This window comes from Paenibacillus sp. 01T47, assembly GCF_056398245.1.
In genome coordinates this window covers 68,870-86,089 of record NZ_JBFTPA010000001.1, presented here as the reverse complement: position 1 = coordinate 86,089, position 17,220 = coordinate 68,870, and the positions used below count along the sequence as shown (strand labels likewise).

14 protein-coding genes and 1 pseudogene are annotated in these 17,220 nt (G+C 43.8%); all 15 read right to left on the bottom strand.

The features are described from left to right. Nucleotides 1–20 precede the first annotated feature (20 nt). The 15 genes and pseudogenes from AC1DOV_RS00340 to AC1DOV_RS00270 all read right to left on the bottom strand — a co-directional run bounded on the left by AC1DOV_RS00340 (nt 21) and on the right by AC1DOV_RS00270 (nt 17,086). Nucleotides 21–1,499: a glycosyl hydrolase family 28 protein gene (locus tag AC1DOV_RS00340; protein WP_477548861.1), complete on the bottom strand. Its 1,479-nt coding sequence runs from the start codon at nt 1,497–1,499 to the stop codon at nt 21–23. 23 nt (nt 1,500–1,522) lie between these two features. Further along, nucleotides 1,523–2,410, bottom strand: a complete 888-nt coding sequence (locus tag AC1DOV_RS00335; protein ID WP_477548860.1) for a glycoside hydrolase family 43 protein — start codon at nt 2,408–2,410, stop codon at nt 1,523–1,525. Nucleotides 2,411–2,419: 9 nt separating this feature from the next. Further along, nucleotides 2,420–3,916 carry a glycosyl hydrolase family 28 protein gene (locus AC1DOV_RS00330; RefSeq protein WP_477548859.1) on the bottom strand — a complete coding sequence of 499 codons (1,497 nt, stop codon included), beginning with the start codon at nt 3,914–3,916 and terminating at the stop codon, nt 2,420–2,422. Between the two features lie 29 nt (nt 3,917–3,945). Further along, nucleotides 3,946–4,788 carry a carbohydrate ABC transporter permease gene (locus AC1DOV_RS00325; protein ID WP_477548858.1) on the bottom strand — a complete coding sequence of 281 codons (843 nt, stop codon included), beginning with the start codon at nt 4,786–4,788 and terminating at the stop codon, nt 3,946–3,948. 1 nt (nt 4,789) lies between these two features. After that, complete coding sequence (locus AC1DOV_RS00320) at nt 4,790–5,758, bottom strand: carbohydrate ABC transporter permease (protein WP_430056046.1); 969 nt, start codon at nt 5,756–5,758, stop codon at nt 4,790–4,792. An 87-nt stretch (nt 5,759–5,845) separates the two neighbouring features. Next, a complete protein-coding gene (locus AC1DOV_RS00315) occupies nt 5,846–7,285 on the bottom strand; it encodes an ABC transporter substrate-binding protein (RefSeq protein WP_477548857.1) in 1,440 nt (479 codons plus the stop codon). Nucleotides 7,286–7,497: 212 nt separating this feature from the next. After that, nucleotides 7,498–9,840 carry an FtsX-like permease family protein gene (locus tag AC1DOV_RS00310; RefSeq protein WP_477548856.1) on the bottom strand — a complete coding sequence of 781 codons (2,343 nt, stop codon included), beginning with the start codon at nt 9,838–9,840 and terminating at the stop codon, nt 7,498–7,500. Between the two features lies 1 nt (nt 9,841). After that, nucleotides 9,842–10,603 (bottom strand): ABC transporter ATP-binding protein, encoded by a 762-nt coding sequence (locus tag AC1DOV_RS00305; RefSeq protein ID WP_477548855.1) that lies wholly within the window; start codon nt 10,601–10,603, stop codon nt 9,842–9,844. Nucleotides 10,604–10,747: 144 nt separating this feature from the next. Continuing rightward, nucleotides 10,748–12,007, bottom strand: coding sequence for a HAMP domain-containing sensor histidine kinase (locus AC1DOV_RS00300; RefSeq protein WP_477548854.1), 1,260 nt, complete (start codon nt 12,005–12,007; stop codon nt 10,748–10,750). After that, entirely contained in the window at nt 12,004–12,687 is a 684-nt protein-coding gene (locus tag AC1DOV_RS00295; RefSeq protein ID WP_477548853.1) for a response regulator transcription factor, read from the bottom strand. Before AC1DOV_RS00295 ends, AC1DOV_RS00300 begins: the two co-directional genes overlap by 4 nt. Before the next feature lie 157 nt (nt 12,688–12,844). Next, on the bottom strand, nt 12,845–13,660 hold the full coding sequence (locus AC1DOV_RS00290; protein WP_477512701.1) for an MBL fold metallo-hydrolase: 816 nt from the start codon (nt 13,658–13,660) through the stop codon (nt 12,845–12,847). Nucleotides 13,661–13,673: 13 nt separating this feature from the next. Next, nucleotides 13,674–13,976, bottom strand: a pseudogene (locus AC1DOV_RS00285) (TlpA family protein disulfide reductase); the annotation flags it as partial. Between the two features lie 12 nt (nt 13,977–13,988). Continuing rightward, entirely contained in the window at nt 13,989–14,186 is a 198-nt protein-coding gene (locus tag AC1DOV_RS00280) for a hypothetical protein (RefSeq protein ID WP_477548852.1), read from the bottom strand. 177 nt (nt 14,187–14,363) lie between these two features. Beyond that, nucleotides 14,364–14,897 (bottom strand): DUF1854 domain-containing protein, encoded by a 534-nt coding sequence (locus tag AC1DOV_RS00275; protein ID WP_441881160.1) that lies wholly within the window; start codon nt 14,895–14,897, stop codon nt 14,364–14,366. Beyond that, complete coding sequence (locus AC1DOV_RS00270; protein WP_441881161.1) at nt 14,894–17,086, bottom strand: ABC transporter ATP-binding protein; 2,193 nt, start codon at nt 17,084–17,086, stop codon at nt 14,894–14,896. Before AC1DOV_RS00270 ends, AC1DOV_RS00275 begins: the two co-directional genes overlap by 4 nt. Between the last annotated feature and the right edge of the window lie 134 nt (nt 17,087–17,220).

Here is a 17,220-nt window from a genome sequence, read left to right as displayed (position 1 = left end):
AAGAAAATCTCTATTAGTCACTATTCAGATTTTCCACATATGCTTATGTCGCTAACGTAGTCATTCATTCGGAGATTCGCATCCTCCAATCGCTCGACTGGTCTTCCATCAATAAACAATCCATCAACCAAGACATCTTTAACCACATGGCTCGCGTCATACCCATGAAAGAGAGACGGCACTTCCTTAGACAGGTAAATGTTTCGGAATAGTATATTATTGATATGGCCTGGTTCGCTGTCTACCGACCAACGGTCTTTGAAGATCAGACACGCCATGGCATACTGGCGTTCATCTTCGATCCTCATATTCTCGAATCGAACCCTCTCAATAGTGCCGGAGTCTCCTACAATAATACAGAGGGAGCCCAGCTCCTCCGTCCATGTAGCTGTACTATGCACAATGTCGCAATCTTCGAATACGACGTCCTGAATATTTGTTCTCGTCTCCCCCGTAATACCGAAGCAGCGCACCTTATCATTCCATACCGTACATTGGCGAACGGTAATATTTCGTCCCCCAACCGCAGGAGGAGCAGCCATTGCCTTGACGACGACCGCATCATCGCCCGTACGGATTAGACAGTTTGCTACATGTATATCCTGACTATTAACAATATCAATCCCGTCACTGTTCTCCCGGTAACCGATTAAAGTAATGTCATTTATGGTGCAATCGCTCGATTTGGATAGATGAATCGTCCAATGCGATGTTCCGACAATTGTTAAACCCTCAATCTGAATACGTTTGCTTTCATTAATAAATATTGCCTTTCGAGCATGCCAATCCAGCTGGGATAAATCAATAATGCCTCGTCCTCGTATTTGTATATCTTCGGTGTGTTCCGCGACAATAAAGTCCTGATAAACCTTCTTTTTTGCCCAGTCGCTCTCGACCATCGGGACTTCATCTTCCGGAACAAACACCTGAAGGACAGCACCTCCTGCGATATAAAGTGTCTGCCCCTTCGCAAGCTCCAGCTTGCTGACCCTGTGCAAACCCGGCCCGTAATAAATGACATCTGGGTTGCCAGCGTGGGGTACATTTCGTTCTTCGGCATGTACCGTTATGAACAAAGGACAATCCTGATTTTCATTCGTCTCAATAAACAACTTACAAGGGCCGTTTATCGGAATATGGACTTCCTGCTCCAGCGTTTTTGGAGACAGCCCAAGCGAAAATGGGTGAATAGATGCGCTGTGAACTGGCCTTGCGCTACGTGCAACAAGCGTGATTTTGCCCGGTTCACCTACATAAGATAACGAAGCAAATGAAGCAGGCCCACCGCTGGTGACGGGAGCAGCATATACAGGGATAGCATGCACGCCGACGCATAACTCCCAGTCCCTGGATAGCACAAGTCCGTCGGGATCAGCTCCATATGCGTCCTCACCTTGTCGCTTTAACCTTTCTTCACTCACCGCGTAATGGATCCCCTTAGGGGCGGGATCTATCCGAATGGATGCATAATCCCCTTTATAAACAATCGTCTCTTCCATATCAATCTCTCCTCGTCGTCCATTCATGCCTCTAATTGTTTTTTGTGCTCCACTTGAGGCTTTCCATCAGTGCTAAGGATGGATAAGAAAATAGGTCGCTCATTAGGATGAGTATTTGGCATGTGTAACGATAGCAACAGCTGCCCCTGCAGCGTATGAAACAGCATGCCATGACCTCCATCTTTCTCGAATAATAGCTCTGGCTCCTGCAACCACGGACCCAAAATATGACCCGTAACCGATTGTGCTATTCCAATGGCATAACCCTGCTTGCCGTGACTAGACCACATCATTAATAATTGTCCGGCGTCAGACCGAAACAAGAAAGGCCCATCCGTTACGAAATTCCCTTTTCCTTCGGCTTCTACTGGCCAATACGCTTGTGATGCCTTGAATAATAAAACGGGTTTACCCAGCGCCCTATCGAGTTCATGCGTCAAGCGCATGGCGTGTATTTCTCCATCCTTGACCTGTGTCCACTCATGACAAAACACGATCCACGGAACACCGTCATCGTCCACAAATAACGTACCGTCTAAACACTCCCATTCCGGAGGTGTTATCGGTCCATCGCCATGCGGAACAAATGGCCCTAAGGGATGGTCCGCGACCAGTATCTGTGTAGCTCTGCACTTATTAAGCGCCTTAAAGCTCGCAAACATATAGTACCTATCACGATAGAGATGTACCTCTGGTGCCCAATAGTGATGATCGGACCAGAAATCTGTAGGTGGTCGGAATACGGGAAAAGGACCTACCCAGTCGATTAAATTGCTGCTCGTATACGCATCGAATCCGTTTGCTTTGCCATTCCAAGCGGTGTCGCCGTTCGTACCATACATGTAATAGCAGCCATTGCTGCTGTCCGTCCATACAAAAGGATCGCGCAGATGAATTTCACCTAATCGCATGACTCCCTCCTATTTCACATGCACATTTTCTGCATATTGGTTTATTGTAAAATGCGGATCATCTACGGCCTTTACTTTCTTCCCATTAATCTTGATATTGTCGAAAATAACATCCGAGATCATACGGTCTTTGCTCCAGCCCTGAACTTTAATTTCGTTCGTTCCATCCGAATAAGAAGTAATATCCTTGTATCGGATCCCTTTAATTGATCCGGGCCATGCCCAGTTCCCCTGTATAGCACCAAAGTAAAATGTTGTGTCCATCTGAATATTAATCAGCCTTTTTGCTTTCTCTACTCTAATATTCTCGAATGAAATATCACTGAATTCCGTGCCATGCAGCGCAAAAATATTAATTGCAGAACGATCTGTCAACCCATCTGGATGATCACGATCGTCAAAATTATATAACACGTCAATATTGTTAAAATGAATATTTTTAAAATAAGCGGCTACTGTCTCTGCGCCAATACCGATTGCGTTATTGCCATCCGCCCAAAGCTGAGCGTTCTTATAAGTGATATTGTATACAGGAAGCGCTTTAGCAGGATCTTCCTCTTGCGACAATCCCTTAATGGCTAACGAGTCATCAGCGGAATGGATAAAGGAACCGTCAAAGACGATATCATGACTGCTTACAATATTAAACCCGTCTGAGCTGGCATACCTTGGACTTACAGCTTTATAGTTAATGACTTCAACGTCGCTGTTGCCATGCATCGATGACGTCCAACTATTCGTATCTCGATTGACAATAATATCTCTAACCGTGGACTTGGTGACGTAGTTCAGTGCTAATGCGATATCATCATATTCATCTTGGGTTCTGTAATCATTAAGAATAATACCCCTGCCTCTTATCGTAATATTCGTTGCATGATCGGCTCGGAACCTGCCTCTCACAACCGCACCGCCGCTAATATACAAGGTTTGGTTTGATTTGATCATGGTTGGTGGCGTCCCATATTCCCCTAAGTCATGAAAACCAGGACCAAAGTAGATAACATTAGGATCTGTAGGGTCGGGAATATCCGTCTCAGGAGCCTCAGCAAATAGATGCAATACTTTACCCTGATAATTGCCGTCCAGCACTAAAGAAACGTTGGCTGGACCATTTAGCTTGAACGTAATGGTGTTTCCACTGCGTTCGCCTTTAATCCCAAGCGATCTAGGCACTAGCTCAAAGGACGAAAATTCGAAATTCGGTGTTACCGCAATCGTACTGCTGGTTGGAATATCGAAATATCCGTAAGAGACCGGTTTATTCCAGCTGTTATTGCCTGCGTTGTATAAATCAATATCGCTCTCTCCAGCTTTCACTGTGAAGTCGTCCGAACGGTAGTTCACAGGTAAGTCAACCGGCGCTGCGTAGGTTTGAACTGGTTTTTCTTCTACGTTCTCCTGCGCCTGCGCACATCCAGCTAACGTCTGGATGAGTATGGCTGCCATCATAACCTGAAGCAGAATTAATCTAATAACACGCTTTGGATTCCTATTTCCTTTCATCTAAATCCCCCCAATGCTTAATGCTCTGATCATCCTTTGACAGCCGAGGATACGACTCCTTCTACCAAATAACGCTGCCCTAAGAAGAACACAATGATAATGGGCAATACGAACAGAACCAAGCCAGCGCTCTGTACCTGCGTCATCGTAATTTCCTTCTGCCCGGGAAAAACATAACCGATCGAGAACAAAGCTGTAGCCAGCGGGTATTTATCATTTTGCAGAAACATGAAAGGTGTAATATAATCATTGCCCCATGATCCGTTAAAAGCGAGGATCGATACCGTTGCAATGACTGGGAGCGATATCGGCAAAAAGATATTCCAGAAAATACGATAGGTCGAACAACCATCAATTCTGGCTGCTTCCTCTAAATCTTTAGGAAATGTCGCAAAAAATTGGCGATACAAAAAGATGCTGAACGCACTTCCGCCCAAAGCCCAAAAAAACCAAGGCCAAAAGGTATTAATAAAGCCAATTTTGAAGAAAATGACGTACGTCGGGATCTGAGTAACGATACCTGGCAGCATCATCGTGGAAAGCATCAGTAGAAATAAAACATTTTTCCCCGGTCCCCGAAGCCTTGCGAATCCATAACCGACCAAGGCGCTTGTTATCGTAGGTATGACCACAGAAATAACGGTAATGATGATTGAGTTTTTAGCGTAACTCCAATAATCAATGAAGGTTAATGCATACTTGTAATTTTCGAAGTGCAGGCTGGTTGGCCAGAATGTTGAAGCTGATCCTACCACTTGCAAAGAGTTTGTCACAAGCCAGTAAAGCGGGATGACAAAAAGAATGGAAAGCAAGACCAGCAATGTATAGGTAACAATTCTGAATGACGTATTCTTTACACCTGCGTTTACCATCTTACTTTCCCTCCTGATCAACTTCGTAGAATACCCATAGCTTGCTCGAAGAGAAAACTACGACAGTTAGAACCAATATCATAATGAAAAGAACCCAGAGCAGCGCAAGCCCATATCCAAAACGGCCATAAGCGAATATTTGTTGAAATGCATGTACCGAATAAACATAGTTAGGCCGGATTGGTGTCGACAATAGGCTGTTTGAGTTAGCCGCAAGAAGGATAGGCTGCACGAATATTTGCAAAGAGCCGATGATACTCATTATGAATTGAAAGAACAATACCGGTGTAACAAGAGGAATCGTAATTTTCGTAAAGCGTTGGAACGTCTTGGCTCCGTCGATGGCCGCAGCCTCGTACAAGTCTTTTGACACGCCTTTTAATCCTGCCAAATAGATGAGAATACCTCCACCCACACCCCATAGAAGCATAATGATAAGCGGATAGATGGCGTAGTCGTAGCCGAGCCAATCTATAGGCTCCATCCCAATTTCAATCAATAGGTTATTAATTACGCCTTCATCTACAAACAGGGATCTCCACATCGTTCCTACAGCTACCACGGGAATTATAGATGGAATAAAAAACAGCGTGCGATAGAGCCCAATTCGCTTAATATTCTGGTTTAATAGCACAGCGAGCAAGAAGCCTAACACGATGCTGGTTGGAACCATAATTACCGTGAAAAACAAGGTTCGGCCAAGCGAATACATCGCATCGTTATCCGTAAATACTTTGCGGTAATTGTCTAGTCCAACGAAGGTCAACCGATCCATATTAAATCCTGCATAATTGGTAAAGCTCAAATATAGTCCGTATAACAGTGGAATAAGACCTAAGAAAATAAAAACAACGAACCACGGAGAAATAAAAATATAAAATTCAACGGCTTCTTTGAAGCTTTTCTTGCGGAATCGTCCCCGCTTGGTTTGAAAGGCTGCTGCCGTTCCGGGGTTGGCTAATTGACTCATGGAAGCCTCCTTGCTTTACGTCGTATGTGAATCATTAAAAAAAGAGCTGCCGGAGAATGATCTGCTCCGGCAACCCTATAACGCTTCTTACTCTGGGCTGACGAGTTGCTTGCCTTCCGTAATGAGTGTGTTTAGCTCTTCAGTCATTTTTTTCGTAGCGCCATCCACCGTATCTTTGTCGAAATACACTGGAGTGAAATATTTATCAAATATCGAGTTAACCGCTTGATAATTGAGGTATGGATTATACGGCAAGCTGCCGTCCGTATACTGCAGTTCATTCTGGATAAAGTCGTAATTCATTTTGTCGAATTCATTAGATTGCGGAAGCATAGCCGCAAATGTCTTCGTGCCTGGCAAGCCGTATCCTGCTTTTGCGCGATCTTCTGCAGGCTTACCGCCAAAGAACCATTCGAACACTTCCCATGCCTCTTTTGGATGCTTCGTGTTTTTGTAAATAATTGCACCTGTACCTGCGCCGGTCGGCGAAATTCGTTTTCCTCCTTCAACTACCGGTGCAGGAGCTACGCCAAATTCACCTAATCGGTCCTTCGTAAGCTCATTTGTCTTTAGGAACCCAGAGAACCAATATCCCGCGATAATAATAGCTGCCTTGTTGTCCACAAACAATTGCCCGCCCCAATCTGTTTCTTGGTGCAGGGGACTAGGTCCTACTCCCGACTTCGCAGTATCTACCCAGAATTGAAGCAAGTCCTTCATCTGCGGTGTCGATAAATCTGCTGTGCTGAAATCACTGCTGAACATGCTTCCGCCTTGCTGAAGCAGCTGAAGGTTTAAAAGATCCTGGTTTGCAACGGTTCCGCCGTTGAAATAAACGAGCCCATATTGGCTCACTTTCTTACCATTTTTGACCGTCAGCTTTTGTCCTAACTCCACAAGCTCCTCCCATGTCATCGCCTCCGTACTGCTAGGCAATGGCACTCCGGCCGCTTCGAACATTTTTTTATTGTAATAAATCGTATAGTCTGGCGACCAATCTTTAGGGAAGCCATACAGCGATCCGGTGCCATGCAATCCAGTCACAGTATCGTATTTAAATTGATTTACGACAGGAAGAAAATCATCTGTTTTGAATACGCTGCTTTGATTGAAGTTTGTAGTCAAATCAAGCGCCATCCCTTTCAGAACATAACCAGGAAGCTCGGTAACAGAGTTCGTACGAATGATATCTGGCCCGTTACCAGCCGCCATCATTGCCATGAGCTTGTTGTAATCAGCGGATACGATCTCCACCTTGATGTTGGGATGAGACTTCTCGAATTCCGCAACCATCTCGCTTGTAAACTCGCTGTCGTACATCGTGTGCCTAATAACGACTGGTTCCCCATTCGTCGCCGGTTGTACGGAGGATGCTCCGGTATTTGTATTTTCATTTCCGGTTGACGATGTGTTGTTCTTCGACGTAGCGTTTTTGTCATTCGCATTGTTTCCCCCACATGCGCTGACGAGCAGCAAGCCGGATATTAAGAGTACAGATAGACAAGCCGACCACAACGTTCTTTTCATTAGAATCCCCCTAGACGTAATAAATACGAAATAAGTAGTAGTACTATCTACTCTTCAAATTATAGGATTGATCCCCTTAGGCAACAACGTCGTATCTTTTTTGATTCGTTCACTTTTATTTAGGATTTTCCAATCCCTTGTTAAGCGTATCGTTTCCGAGTATACAAAAAAGCGACCCCGAAAGGTCGCTTACTTGCATATTGGCTATATTTTCACTCTGTAATTAATTCATAGGCGGAAATTCCTTTGATCCGCCGCGACACTAGTATGGAAACAACATAAGACAACATAACAATTCCGAAACAAAGCGCAATAACAAGAGGCAATTTAATAATAAACTGAACATTGTGAATTCCCGCTCCAGAGAGCAGAAGGGTCAGCATGGAATTGGTATACAGTCTGCCCAACACACCACCAATAACAACCCCTATAATGACAATCGGTACAAAGCTGAGCATGATTTGCGTCATTAGCTGGCTCGTCGTATATCCTGTTGCTTTAAATATTCCGAGCTCCCTCTTGCGCTTGAGAATCATCGTTTTAATAACAAGATAAAGAATGAGAACGACCACCAATACAGTAATCGCGAGAACAAGCACCATAACAGCAAACACCGCGGAAATATAGACGCTGCTTTGGCTGTTTATCGTCTCATCTACATCAACAAATTCCACTACTGAGCTTCCGTATTGCACTTTACTATTTTTGATAAAGCTCGCATTATCGATGCCATTTAAATAAACGTTGAGCATCTTGCCTGTATAATCTGGAATGAGGTGCCGAACACCTTCCAAAGTGACAGATGATATTTGCCCCATATTGCTAATAGACTGACTCAGACCGGTAATTAAAAAAGAATAACTGGCTTCCCCTATATCTACTTTGACCGTATCGCCAATGTTTTTTTCAAGCAGCTGCGATACTGCCCACGAAACGACAATTTCGTTATCATATTGCGGATATCGTCCCTCATACACCATTTGGTTTTCCAACCCGCTGTAATCATCCGAAATCGTCATAGCAAACGGTTTATCGTCAACCTTCGCTATTAAATAGTCCAGCAATACCGTTTTTTCAACACCATCCATTTGCTGAATGGATTCAAACAGCGCCTCACTATCTACGTCCTCTTTAGCCTGAACATTGACATTCGAGGTTTCTGCACCAACGAGGTGAATAAAGGCTGTTTTATCTGTTGCTATATTGTAATAAAGAACGATAGCAAAAACAGAGGCAAAGGTAACGGCGGCAACGATAAATGTAATCATAATGTTCTGCCTGATGTTCATCACGATGGTTTTGCAAGCAAGCACAAAGCTTAATCCACCCTTGGCTTGATCTAGGGGGAAACGGTTTTTCTTAAAGCTATGAGTCACAATGCCTCCCCGCAGCGCCGCTATTGGATGCAGCTTTCTAATACGAATTGAAGCTAGAAGTGTTACGGTCACGACAAGTATAACTACAATTAGAATACTGGCTAGATTAATTACAGCATTAAAGCTTTGATTCCATAGCAGTCCGGACAGCGTAGAAATAATGCCTCCGAATACAGGCATAACGGTGTAAGTGACCGCCATCCCCATAATGCTTGCCAATAAGGTAATGATCATAAACTGCATCATAATAGATAAAATAATTTGCTGACTCGTATAGCCCACTGCTTTGAGAACACCAATATTAACAAGGCCATCCTCAATACTATTGGTCACACGGAACTTAATAACAAGCAATGACACCACAACAATAACCGCCGCAAAAGCAACCATAATCATAGCGACCAGATTGATCGTCATCGTACTTATGCCCTTCATCGTCATCACGTCTAATGAAGAATAAAAAGAGCTAGCCTCATTATGGGAAAAGGGAAATTGCTCTTCGTAATCTTTAAGCAATTGAATCGATTGCTCGCTGTTTTTTAACTTGACAGATAAGAAGGTGCCTTCCTCTTTGGGGCTGAGCTGGCTGAACAGCTGTTCATATTCCGTATCCGGCAAAAAATATTTCATCAACGTTATGTTGGTGGTGCCAAGCATCGTTGTCTCAAAAAAACCTGCAACCCGGTAACGATATTCCTTGTCCTGATAGGTAAAGGCGAAGCTGTCAGCCAGCTTATACCCGCCGCTTACTTTAAAGCTGTAAGGGAGGTATATATCCGGCTCAGAGCTCAAGGCTATCTGCTCAATTAGCTTTAATGGTGCAATCGTGCGATCAGTATCCGCATTAAGGATAACAGCGGCATGGCTCATGTCACTATCCCCATAACGAAATTTTGCTGAACTCATCAACACCATGTTTTCGAGCTCAAACTCACTCACATCAGAATAGTTTTTCAAAAAGTCGCCCTTGGCATTCGTATAACTTGCACTGTCCATGATGATGTTCAAGTGGGGATCATGTAGTTCCGCCACCTTATCATCAAAAAACGTATTAATTTTGAAAATAACCGTCATTCCCACATTAAGCAGCAGCGCTGCGATAAATATCAAAATAAAAAGGGAAAATGCCGCGCTTTTGCCTTTTCTGATGTTGGCCCAGGCTAGGTTGACGATGTTCATCTCACCACCCCATTTCAGCCAAAAATGCTTTTAGCTGCTCATGCCGTTTATGGTTATTTTCCACATGGAACGAACTAAGCTGCAAATCCCCGAAAATAACGCCATCACGCAGGTAAAGGATTCTATTCCCTCTTAATGCGGTTTTCATATCATGTGTAACCATAACAATGCTTTGTCCGCTCTTATTAACCTCCGTCATGACATCCAGCACACTGTCGCTAGCAGCGGAATTAAGCGCGCCGGTTGGTTCATCTGCAAACACAATTTTGGGATCATTGATCAACGCGCGCACGATGCCAGCACGCTGCGCCTCTCCTCCGGAGAGCTGCTCCGGAAATTTGCCCCATGAGGTTTCATTTAATCCCACTTGGGCAAGCAGTTTTTTTGCTTTGGCTACGATAGCCCGCTTGTTTTTGCTAACGAGCAGACCGCTTGCCAGCGCATTATCCAGCACGCTCATATTGTCGAGCAAATACACCTTTTGGAATACAAAGCCGCAATTGTTCCTTCGGAAAATCGCCAGCTGATCGTTATTTAGCTTCGAAATCTTTTTCTCCTCAAAATAAATTTCGCCTAATGTCGGTTTATCCATTCCAGAAAGCGCGTAGAGCAGTGTCGATTTGCCTGAGCCCGAGCTTCCCATAATAACGGTAAAGTCACCCTCCATTAAACTAATGTCAAGGTTTTTTAGCACATGCTGCTGATTTCCCCCGCTTGAGAACGTTTTGCACAATTTTTCGGTTCTTAACATTTGGCTTGGCATAAATTAAATCTCCTTTATACTGCAGTTGTATGATTGCTTCGCTCTAGCCCTAAGCAAAAAAGACTGTAATGTAGCTTACAGTCCTATCATACAAAACCAATTCTTAGTTAAGCTTTGTTCAATCCTTAGCCAATTCTTAATTCTTTAAGCTAACTTAATTTTTAACGTCACGCTAAAACCATCTTCACGGTTATGGCAGGCTATATCGCCCTGCATGCTTTGCATCAAGTACTCGGATATGTATAGCCCAAGCCCTGATCCACTTCGTCCCTCAGCATTATTTCCTCGATAAAATTTATTGAACAAGAGCGGCAACTCGTCAGGATGAATACCTTTTCCATAATCCATAATGCTTATTTCCAAATAGGTGTGTTTTATTGCGGATAAAATGGTAACTGAGGTGCCCGCATACTTATAAGAATTGCTCAAAATATTATCAAATACCTGTTGTAAACGCGATACATCCGTTAAGATTAGGCATGCAGGAATGGGCGCAAAGCTGATTTGATCATCATAATTCACGTTAGCGATAATACCGTTTAAAACACTGCTTTCTTCCTCCGTCACCGTTACTTTCAGCTCATTAAGCTCCTCTAAAGTCGCCGTGAACATATCGCTCACCAATAGGTTAATCTGCTCTGCCTTTGAATAAATCGTCGTTAATTGCTTCGTTACTTTCTCATCGTCAGCTCGAAGCAGCATCAATTCGCTCACCGCTTTAATCGAGGCGACTGGTGTCTTAATGTCATGACTTAAGCTGGCTACAAGCTCCTTCTTGCTGCGGTTTGCCTCATATTCACTTTGCCTGGCTAGAGCCAGTTCCTCGCGCATAATGTCGAAGCTTTCTGTAAAGGCGCCAAACGGGTTGTTTTGACCCATTTTCAAAGGAATATCCAGATTCCCTCTCGCCACGTTAACTGCAAAGCTTTGCAGCTTATGAAATGGTTTGAAAACCTTATAATTTAAAAATAAAACATAGATGACACTCAGCAGCGCAAACATGGTAAAAGTGATAAAGAGCACGATAATAAGCTGCCGTTTCATTTGCTGAATTACTTTTTTATCATCGTTTAGCACAATAAGCTTGCCAACTAAAGTACCCTCTACCACGACATCTGTTATCGTATCTCTATTTTTAATTGCATCATTAATGGTAGGAGATTGCCCCTCGAATGTTTGAAAGCGTACTTGGCCATGAGTATCGATAACGCTGAATGACTGCTTTATCGTGCTGAAATTCGCTTGATCGATTTGCCCCCAGTGGCTCTCAAGCTTTTTTAACACCTCATTTAAAGCTACCATATCCACTTCGGTATCCGTCTTGCTATTCATAACGAGCCAAGAAGCTGCACTGCCTGTTGCAAATACAAAGAGGATAGTGATGAACAGCCACTTTATTCTCATAGCTTGTGATCTTCCAGGACGTATCCCGTCCCCCATACCGTTTTAATATATTGCGGCTGGTTGGGATTCGGTTCGACTTTCTCGCGCAAGTGGCGAATATGTACATTAAGAGTTCCATCTCCGGCAAAGGAGTCACCCCACACCTTGTCAAACAGCTCTTCTTTTGAAATGACTCTGTTTTTATTTTTCACCAAGTAACAGAGCAATTTATATTCCATCGTTTTGAGCTTCATATCTACACCGTTCACACGAACGCGGCAAAGATTGCAATCAATTTTCACTTCACCAAACTCTAGCATTTCGGTTGGGCTTTGATTCCCGTATCTTTTGAGGACAGCCTTCACTTTCGCAAGCAGCACACTCAGCGTATAAGGCTTCTGGATATAATCGTCGCCGCCTATGTTAAGGGCTATAAGAATATAGTCATCACTGGACCGAGCGCTAATAAACAGAATCGGAATTTGTGTCGTTTGTCTAAGCTTCTTGCATAAATCAAACCCGGAAGTATGACCAAGATTAATGTCGAGCAGGATAACCGACGCTTCATTTTCCCGTAAAAAGAGCTCACATTCCTCTGCACTTGACACGTATGCTGATTTGACCTCAAACATATTAAAATATTCACTCGTCGTTTCTGCAAGAACCGTCTCGTCATCCACAATTAAGCAATCATAGTTCATATGCGTTCTCCATTAGTTGATAGAATAGTAAACATCAGTCACTTCCATAATATACTATGAAAAAGGAAGTTTAAACGTAAATAAACCAAAAACACCCTATCGCGCAGCACGCAAGCGGCTCCTCGTTAGGGTGTTTTAATGTTCGTTGATTATATTATTACTGATATTCACGTTGTATAATCGATACATTTTCCTTATGGCAATATTCCGTAAAGGTGGATAAGAAGGCATGCTCACGATAGAGTGCAGCAAGAGCAGTCTCGTTATTTGCCATAACCGCCTCACAAAGGCGGTTTAGGTAATCCGATGCCATAGCCAAACGTCTCTTCATCTCTGACGAGTCGGCTGTCGCTTTTCCGTGACCCGGTATAAGCAAGCGAACGGAATGCGTTGCAAAAATACGGCCAGCCTTCTCAAGGGTGGAATTATACGCCTTCGCACTTTGATAAATAAAAGGCAGCTCGAAATCGGATAAATAGTCTCCTGCAATCATGATTCCTAACGGCTCGACGATCGTTATTAATCCATCCTCCGTATGACCCGGCGCAAGATAGAAAGTCATTATCGTATCTCCTACGTGCAGTTGCTGTCCATCCTCTTTGATTATGATATCGAGGTTTGGGAATGCGATAGGATAGTTTCTTACAATATAGTTTTTACGATCAAACTCTCGAATCATTTCAAGCTTCTCTTCTTTTTGCGGATGATGCTGCAGCCCGAAACTGCCAATGGTTGTGGCATCAGGGAAAGCTTGATAACCAATAATATGATCAAAATCTCCGTGCGTAAATAATAGATACAAAGCTCGATCACCTTTAATCTCATTTACATACTCTTTTATCGCCTCAACTTCTCCCGCCAACCAGTTCGGATCTACGATGAGTACCATTTCCTCTGTCTGAATGACCGTCGCTGTCGTTTGATATAACTCACTTTGGAACACGGTTACCTGTTCATTTTTGTATTGAATCAAAAGTATCTCTCCTTTAGGTCTCGCCGAGAAGCTTCTTAAACGAAGCTTCTATTTCATCTTGGTCAAGCGATCCGATAATGTAATCAATGATTTCCCCGTCCGTATTCACAAAGCACAGAGCTGGGAAGCCATCTCCGCCGTAGTACTTGTATACATCCCCCGTTTTATCCAGGAGAACCGGGTATGTAATTTGATGCTGCTCCACATAGTTTTTTACCTCTGATAATTCATCACGATTCGTAACATTTATACCGTATACATTAATTTTATCCTTATACTTTTCATGCAAAGCGACCATTTTTGGGGCATCCTCATTACAGTAAGGGCATCATGAAGTAAAGATGGATAAAACCGTTGGTTTCTCCGCAAAATCAACCGCCACTTCTTCCCCTGTACTGAGCTCCGACAAGGCGATACTTGATAATTCGGTTTTGAGTTTGTTGAGATAGCTATACCCAAGATAGACCATCAAGCTAAACGCCGCAATAATAATTGTGCCTGTCGTAATTTTAACTATTTTCTTCATTTACACATGATCCTTCCATTGATCATTGGGATGCTGGTTGAAAGTGGATATTCATTCTATCTTACGATGATTTTCACATGCTATCTACTTTTTTTCTACACGAGCATCATAAGACAATACAAAAGTGCCGCCCTCTCTTTTATTTAGAAAAAGAGGGACAGCACGATATTCGTTGCCTTATAAGACATCCTTCAACTGACCACGACTGTGGCCGTCTAGCATCTTCCAATCACGAACTTCACATCTTTTGCCGTTGATGTCGGTAAGAATAATTCGATTATCACTCGGGTATTGCATATGCTCATGCAAGTTCCGCATGACGATGCGGGTCGGTCCCAAATTCGTTTGCAGCTCCCAAATCCACATGTCGGCTTTTTGCTTAATGGAATCAATATGAGTTACAAGCGGAAGGAAATACCGAAGCTTCAGCTCTTTAACCATTTCGGTTCGGCTTTCTTTATCCAGCTGCTCAATATCCTGAATAACGCCGATTTCTTCACCCTTGGCATCGCGGACTGATATATACTGGGTCGTGTATTGGAAAGGAAATATACGAAAGAGTGTGATTTCTTCATAGGCCTTTCCTTCTACAACGCCTTGAAAAACGCCGCCTTGGCTGCGGGAAAATGAGACCGCATTGGGTTCCAATAGATTAATCTCAAAAGGGTCCTTCGTGTTTATTTCAACACCAATGTCATTGGAATCAATCATGCATTTTCTACCCCCTTGATCTTGGACATTTCCTTTTGCGCCTCAACCAGCTTGTAGTATGCACCCTCGGAAGCCAGCAGCTCCTCATGTGTTCCTACTTCAACAATTTTGCCGTGATCCAGCACAACAAGCCGATCTGCATTGCGCAAAGTCGACAATCGATGGGCAATCGCAAACGTTGTTCTTCCTTTAACCAGACGCGATATCGCTTCTTGAATTTGACGCTCCGTCACCGTATCTACGGAGGCCGTTGCTTCGTCCAGAATTAGAATTCGCGGATCATGAATAATGGCGCGAGCAATAGATACCCGCTGCTTTTCTCCACCAGACAGCTTATGGCCGCGTTCACCAACTCTCGTGTCGTAGCCATCCGGCAGCTGAACGATGAAATCATGTGCATTAGCGATTTTGGCTGCGCGCATAATTTCCAGCTCTGTAGCGTCCGGTTTAGAGTAAGCAATATTTTCTGCTATCGTCCCGTCAAACAGAAACGTCTCCTGCAGCACGACGCCAATCTGCTTACGCAGGTCGTTCTGGCTAATATTGCGGATGTTCGTGCCGTCGATCGTAATCGTACCCTCATCCGAATCATAAAATCGGCAAATCATGTTAATAAACGTCGATTTTCCCGCACCGGAATGTCCGACTAATCCGATCATCTCGCCTGCGGCTACCTTTAAGTCTACGCTTTTGAGCACAGGGTGATGCTTTTCGTATCCATAAGTCACCTTTTTGAATTCAACCTCGCCTTTTACGCGGCCAATTTGTGCTGGGTTTACAGTATCGGGCACATCAGACGGGGTATCCATAATTTCAAATACGCGATCGGCTGCCGAAATCGCATGCGTTGCCCAGTTGATCATTTGGCTTACCCACTGCAATGGTCCAAGAAGCATGCCCAAATAGGTAACTAGAGCGATCAAGGTACCGATAGATAGATTGCCCTGAAGCACGGTTTTGCCGCCAAAATACCAAATCAATAAGGTACCTGCTCCAGCGACTAAAGCGAAGACGGGGAACATGCCCTGCCACAGACCTTCAATTCGAATATTATGCCGAACGAGCTCCTTATTCGCTGTCGTATAACGTGACATTTCCGTCTTTTCCTGACCAAACGCCTTAACCACACGAATACCTTGCAAAGAATCGCCAACTAAAGCATTTAATCTGAAAATAGACCTCCACTGCTGATACCACCGCCGACCGATCATCGGCCATAATACACTGGACAAAATAATCATAAGCGGCATAGGCAGCATGGCGAGCAGCGTTAATTTCCAATCAAAGCTAAACATAATGATGAAAATCGCAATGACACGCAGCGACTCACCCGAAACCCATATGACACCATCGGTCATGAATTGCCGCATCGCCTCTGAATCATTGTTTACCCGTCCAATGAACTGCGAGGATTGCCTTCGGTCAAAGAAGGATAACGACAATCTCATCAAGGCATTATAGACATCGTGCCGAAGATCGCCCATTAATTTAGAGCCGATCCACACGCCAATAATACCGCGCACGGTCTGCATGAGGGTGACTACCAGCGATGTCGCTGCAAGGCCGATAACAATCCACAAAAGCGTGGAGCCCATATCCTTCGGAGTCAGCACATCATCCACAATCATTTTGGTCAAAAATGGCGGGATAAGCTCAACCAATGTTGTGAAAATCAACATAATCGCTGCTGCAACCATTTGCAGCTTGTAAGGTTTCGCATAGCTCAGCATTCGAAACAGAACCTTGCCGTTGTTTTTACAAACGGGACAAGCTTGAGAATCGTCCGGCAGCGGATTGCGGCATTTTGGACAGTTTCTCGGGAATTCTTTCTCAGAAACCGTTGGTCGCTCTTCGCCTTTTGCCACTGCACCCATTAATTTAGAGGCGTATCCAAATATAGAAGTAAGCGATGCTGTGTAGCGTATAAGGATAATCGGACCGTTCTTGGTATCCGCTAGCAATGAGCCGCCGCCTACTCCGCCAACAGCCCGGGCATCTGTAATATCCGAAAATGCGAGTTTAGTCACCAACAACCCATCCGAACTCCACACCGATACTTCCTTTTCAGTCAGGACCAGCCATTCTTCCCCAAACTGACCATCATTCATTAAATCTGATACGGCATGAAACAGCGTTTTCTCTCTAAGTTGTGCTTCTATCGCTTTAGGAAGCTTATTCATAAAGGTCATATTCTTCCCCCTTTCGTTACCAACCTATTTACTCACATATTTTCATATGGGTAAAGATGGAAAATAACTATAACTGTTTATTACTGCCGGGCTGTCTTTATTACAGTACAAACAAAAACCCACAACCTTATTCG

Excerpts from the sequence above, each read along its gene's own strand:
- AC1DOV_RS00275 (WP_441881160.1), bottom strand. The coding sequence starts at position 14,897 with ATGATTGATTCCAATGACATTGGTGTTGAAATAAACACGAAGGACCCT.
- AC1DOV_RS00320 (WP_430056046.1), bottom strand. The coding sequence starts at position 5,758 with ATGAGTCAATTAGCCAACCCCGGAACGGCAGCAGCCTTTCAAACCAAG.
- AC1DOV_RS00305 (WP_477548855.1), bottom strand. The coding sequence starts at position 10,603 with ATGCCAAGCCAAATGTTAAGAACCGAAAAATTGTGCAAAACGTTCTCA.
- AC1DOV_RS00330 (WP_477548859.1), bottom strand. The coding sequence starts at position 3,916 with ATGAAAGGAAATAGGAATCCAAAGCGTGTTATTAGATTAATTCTGCTT.
- AC1DOV_RS00340 (WP_477548861.1), bottom strand. The coding sequence starts at position 1,499 with ATGGAAGAGACGATTGTTTATAAAGGGGATTATGCATCCATTCGGATA.
- AC1DOV_RS00310 (WP_477548856.1), bottom strand. The coding sequence starts at position 9,840 with ATGAACATCGTCAACCTAGCCTGGGCCAACATCAGAAAAGGCAAAAGC.
- AC1DOV_RS00270 (WP_441881161.1), bottom strand. The coding sequence starts at position 17,086 with ATGACCTTTATGAATAAGCTTCCTAAAGCGATAGAAGCACAACTTAGA.
- AC1DOV_RS00325 (WP_477548858.1), bottom strand. The coding sequence starts at position 4,788 with ATGGTAAACGCAGGTGTAAAGAATACGTCATTCAGAATTGTTACCTAT.
- AC1DOV_RS00280 (WP_477548852.1), bottom strand. The coding sequence starts at position 14,186 with ATGAAGAAAATAGTTAAAATTACGACAGGCACAATTATTATTGCGGCG.
- AC1DOV_RS00335 (WP_477548860.1), bottom strand. The coding sequence starts at position 2,410 with ATGCGATTAGGTGAAATTCATCTGCGCGATCCTTTTGTATGGACGGAC.
- AC1DOV_RS00315 (WP_477548857.1), bottom strand. The coding sequence starts at position 7,285 with ATGAAAAGAACGTTGTGGTCGGCTTGTCTATCTGTACTCTTAATATCC.
- AC1DOV_RS00300 (WP_477548854.1), bottom strand. The coding sequence starts at position 12,007 with ATGAGAATAAAGTGGCTGTTCATCACTATCCTCTTTGTATTTGCAACA.
- AC1DOV_RS00295 (WP_477548853.1), bottom strand. The coding sequence starts at position 12,687 with ATGAACTATGATTGCTTAATTGTGGATGACGAGACGGTTCTTGCAGAA.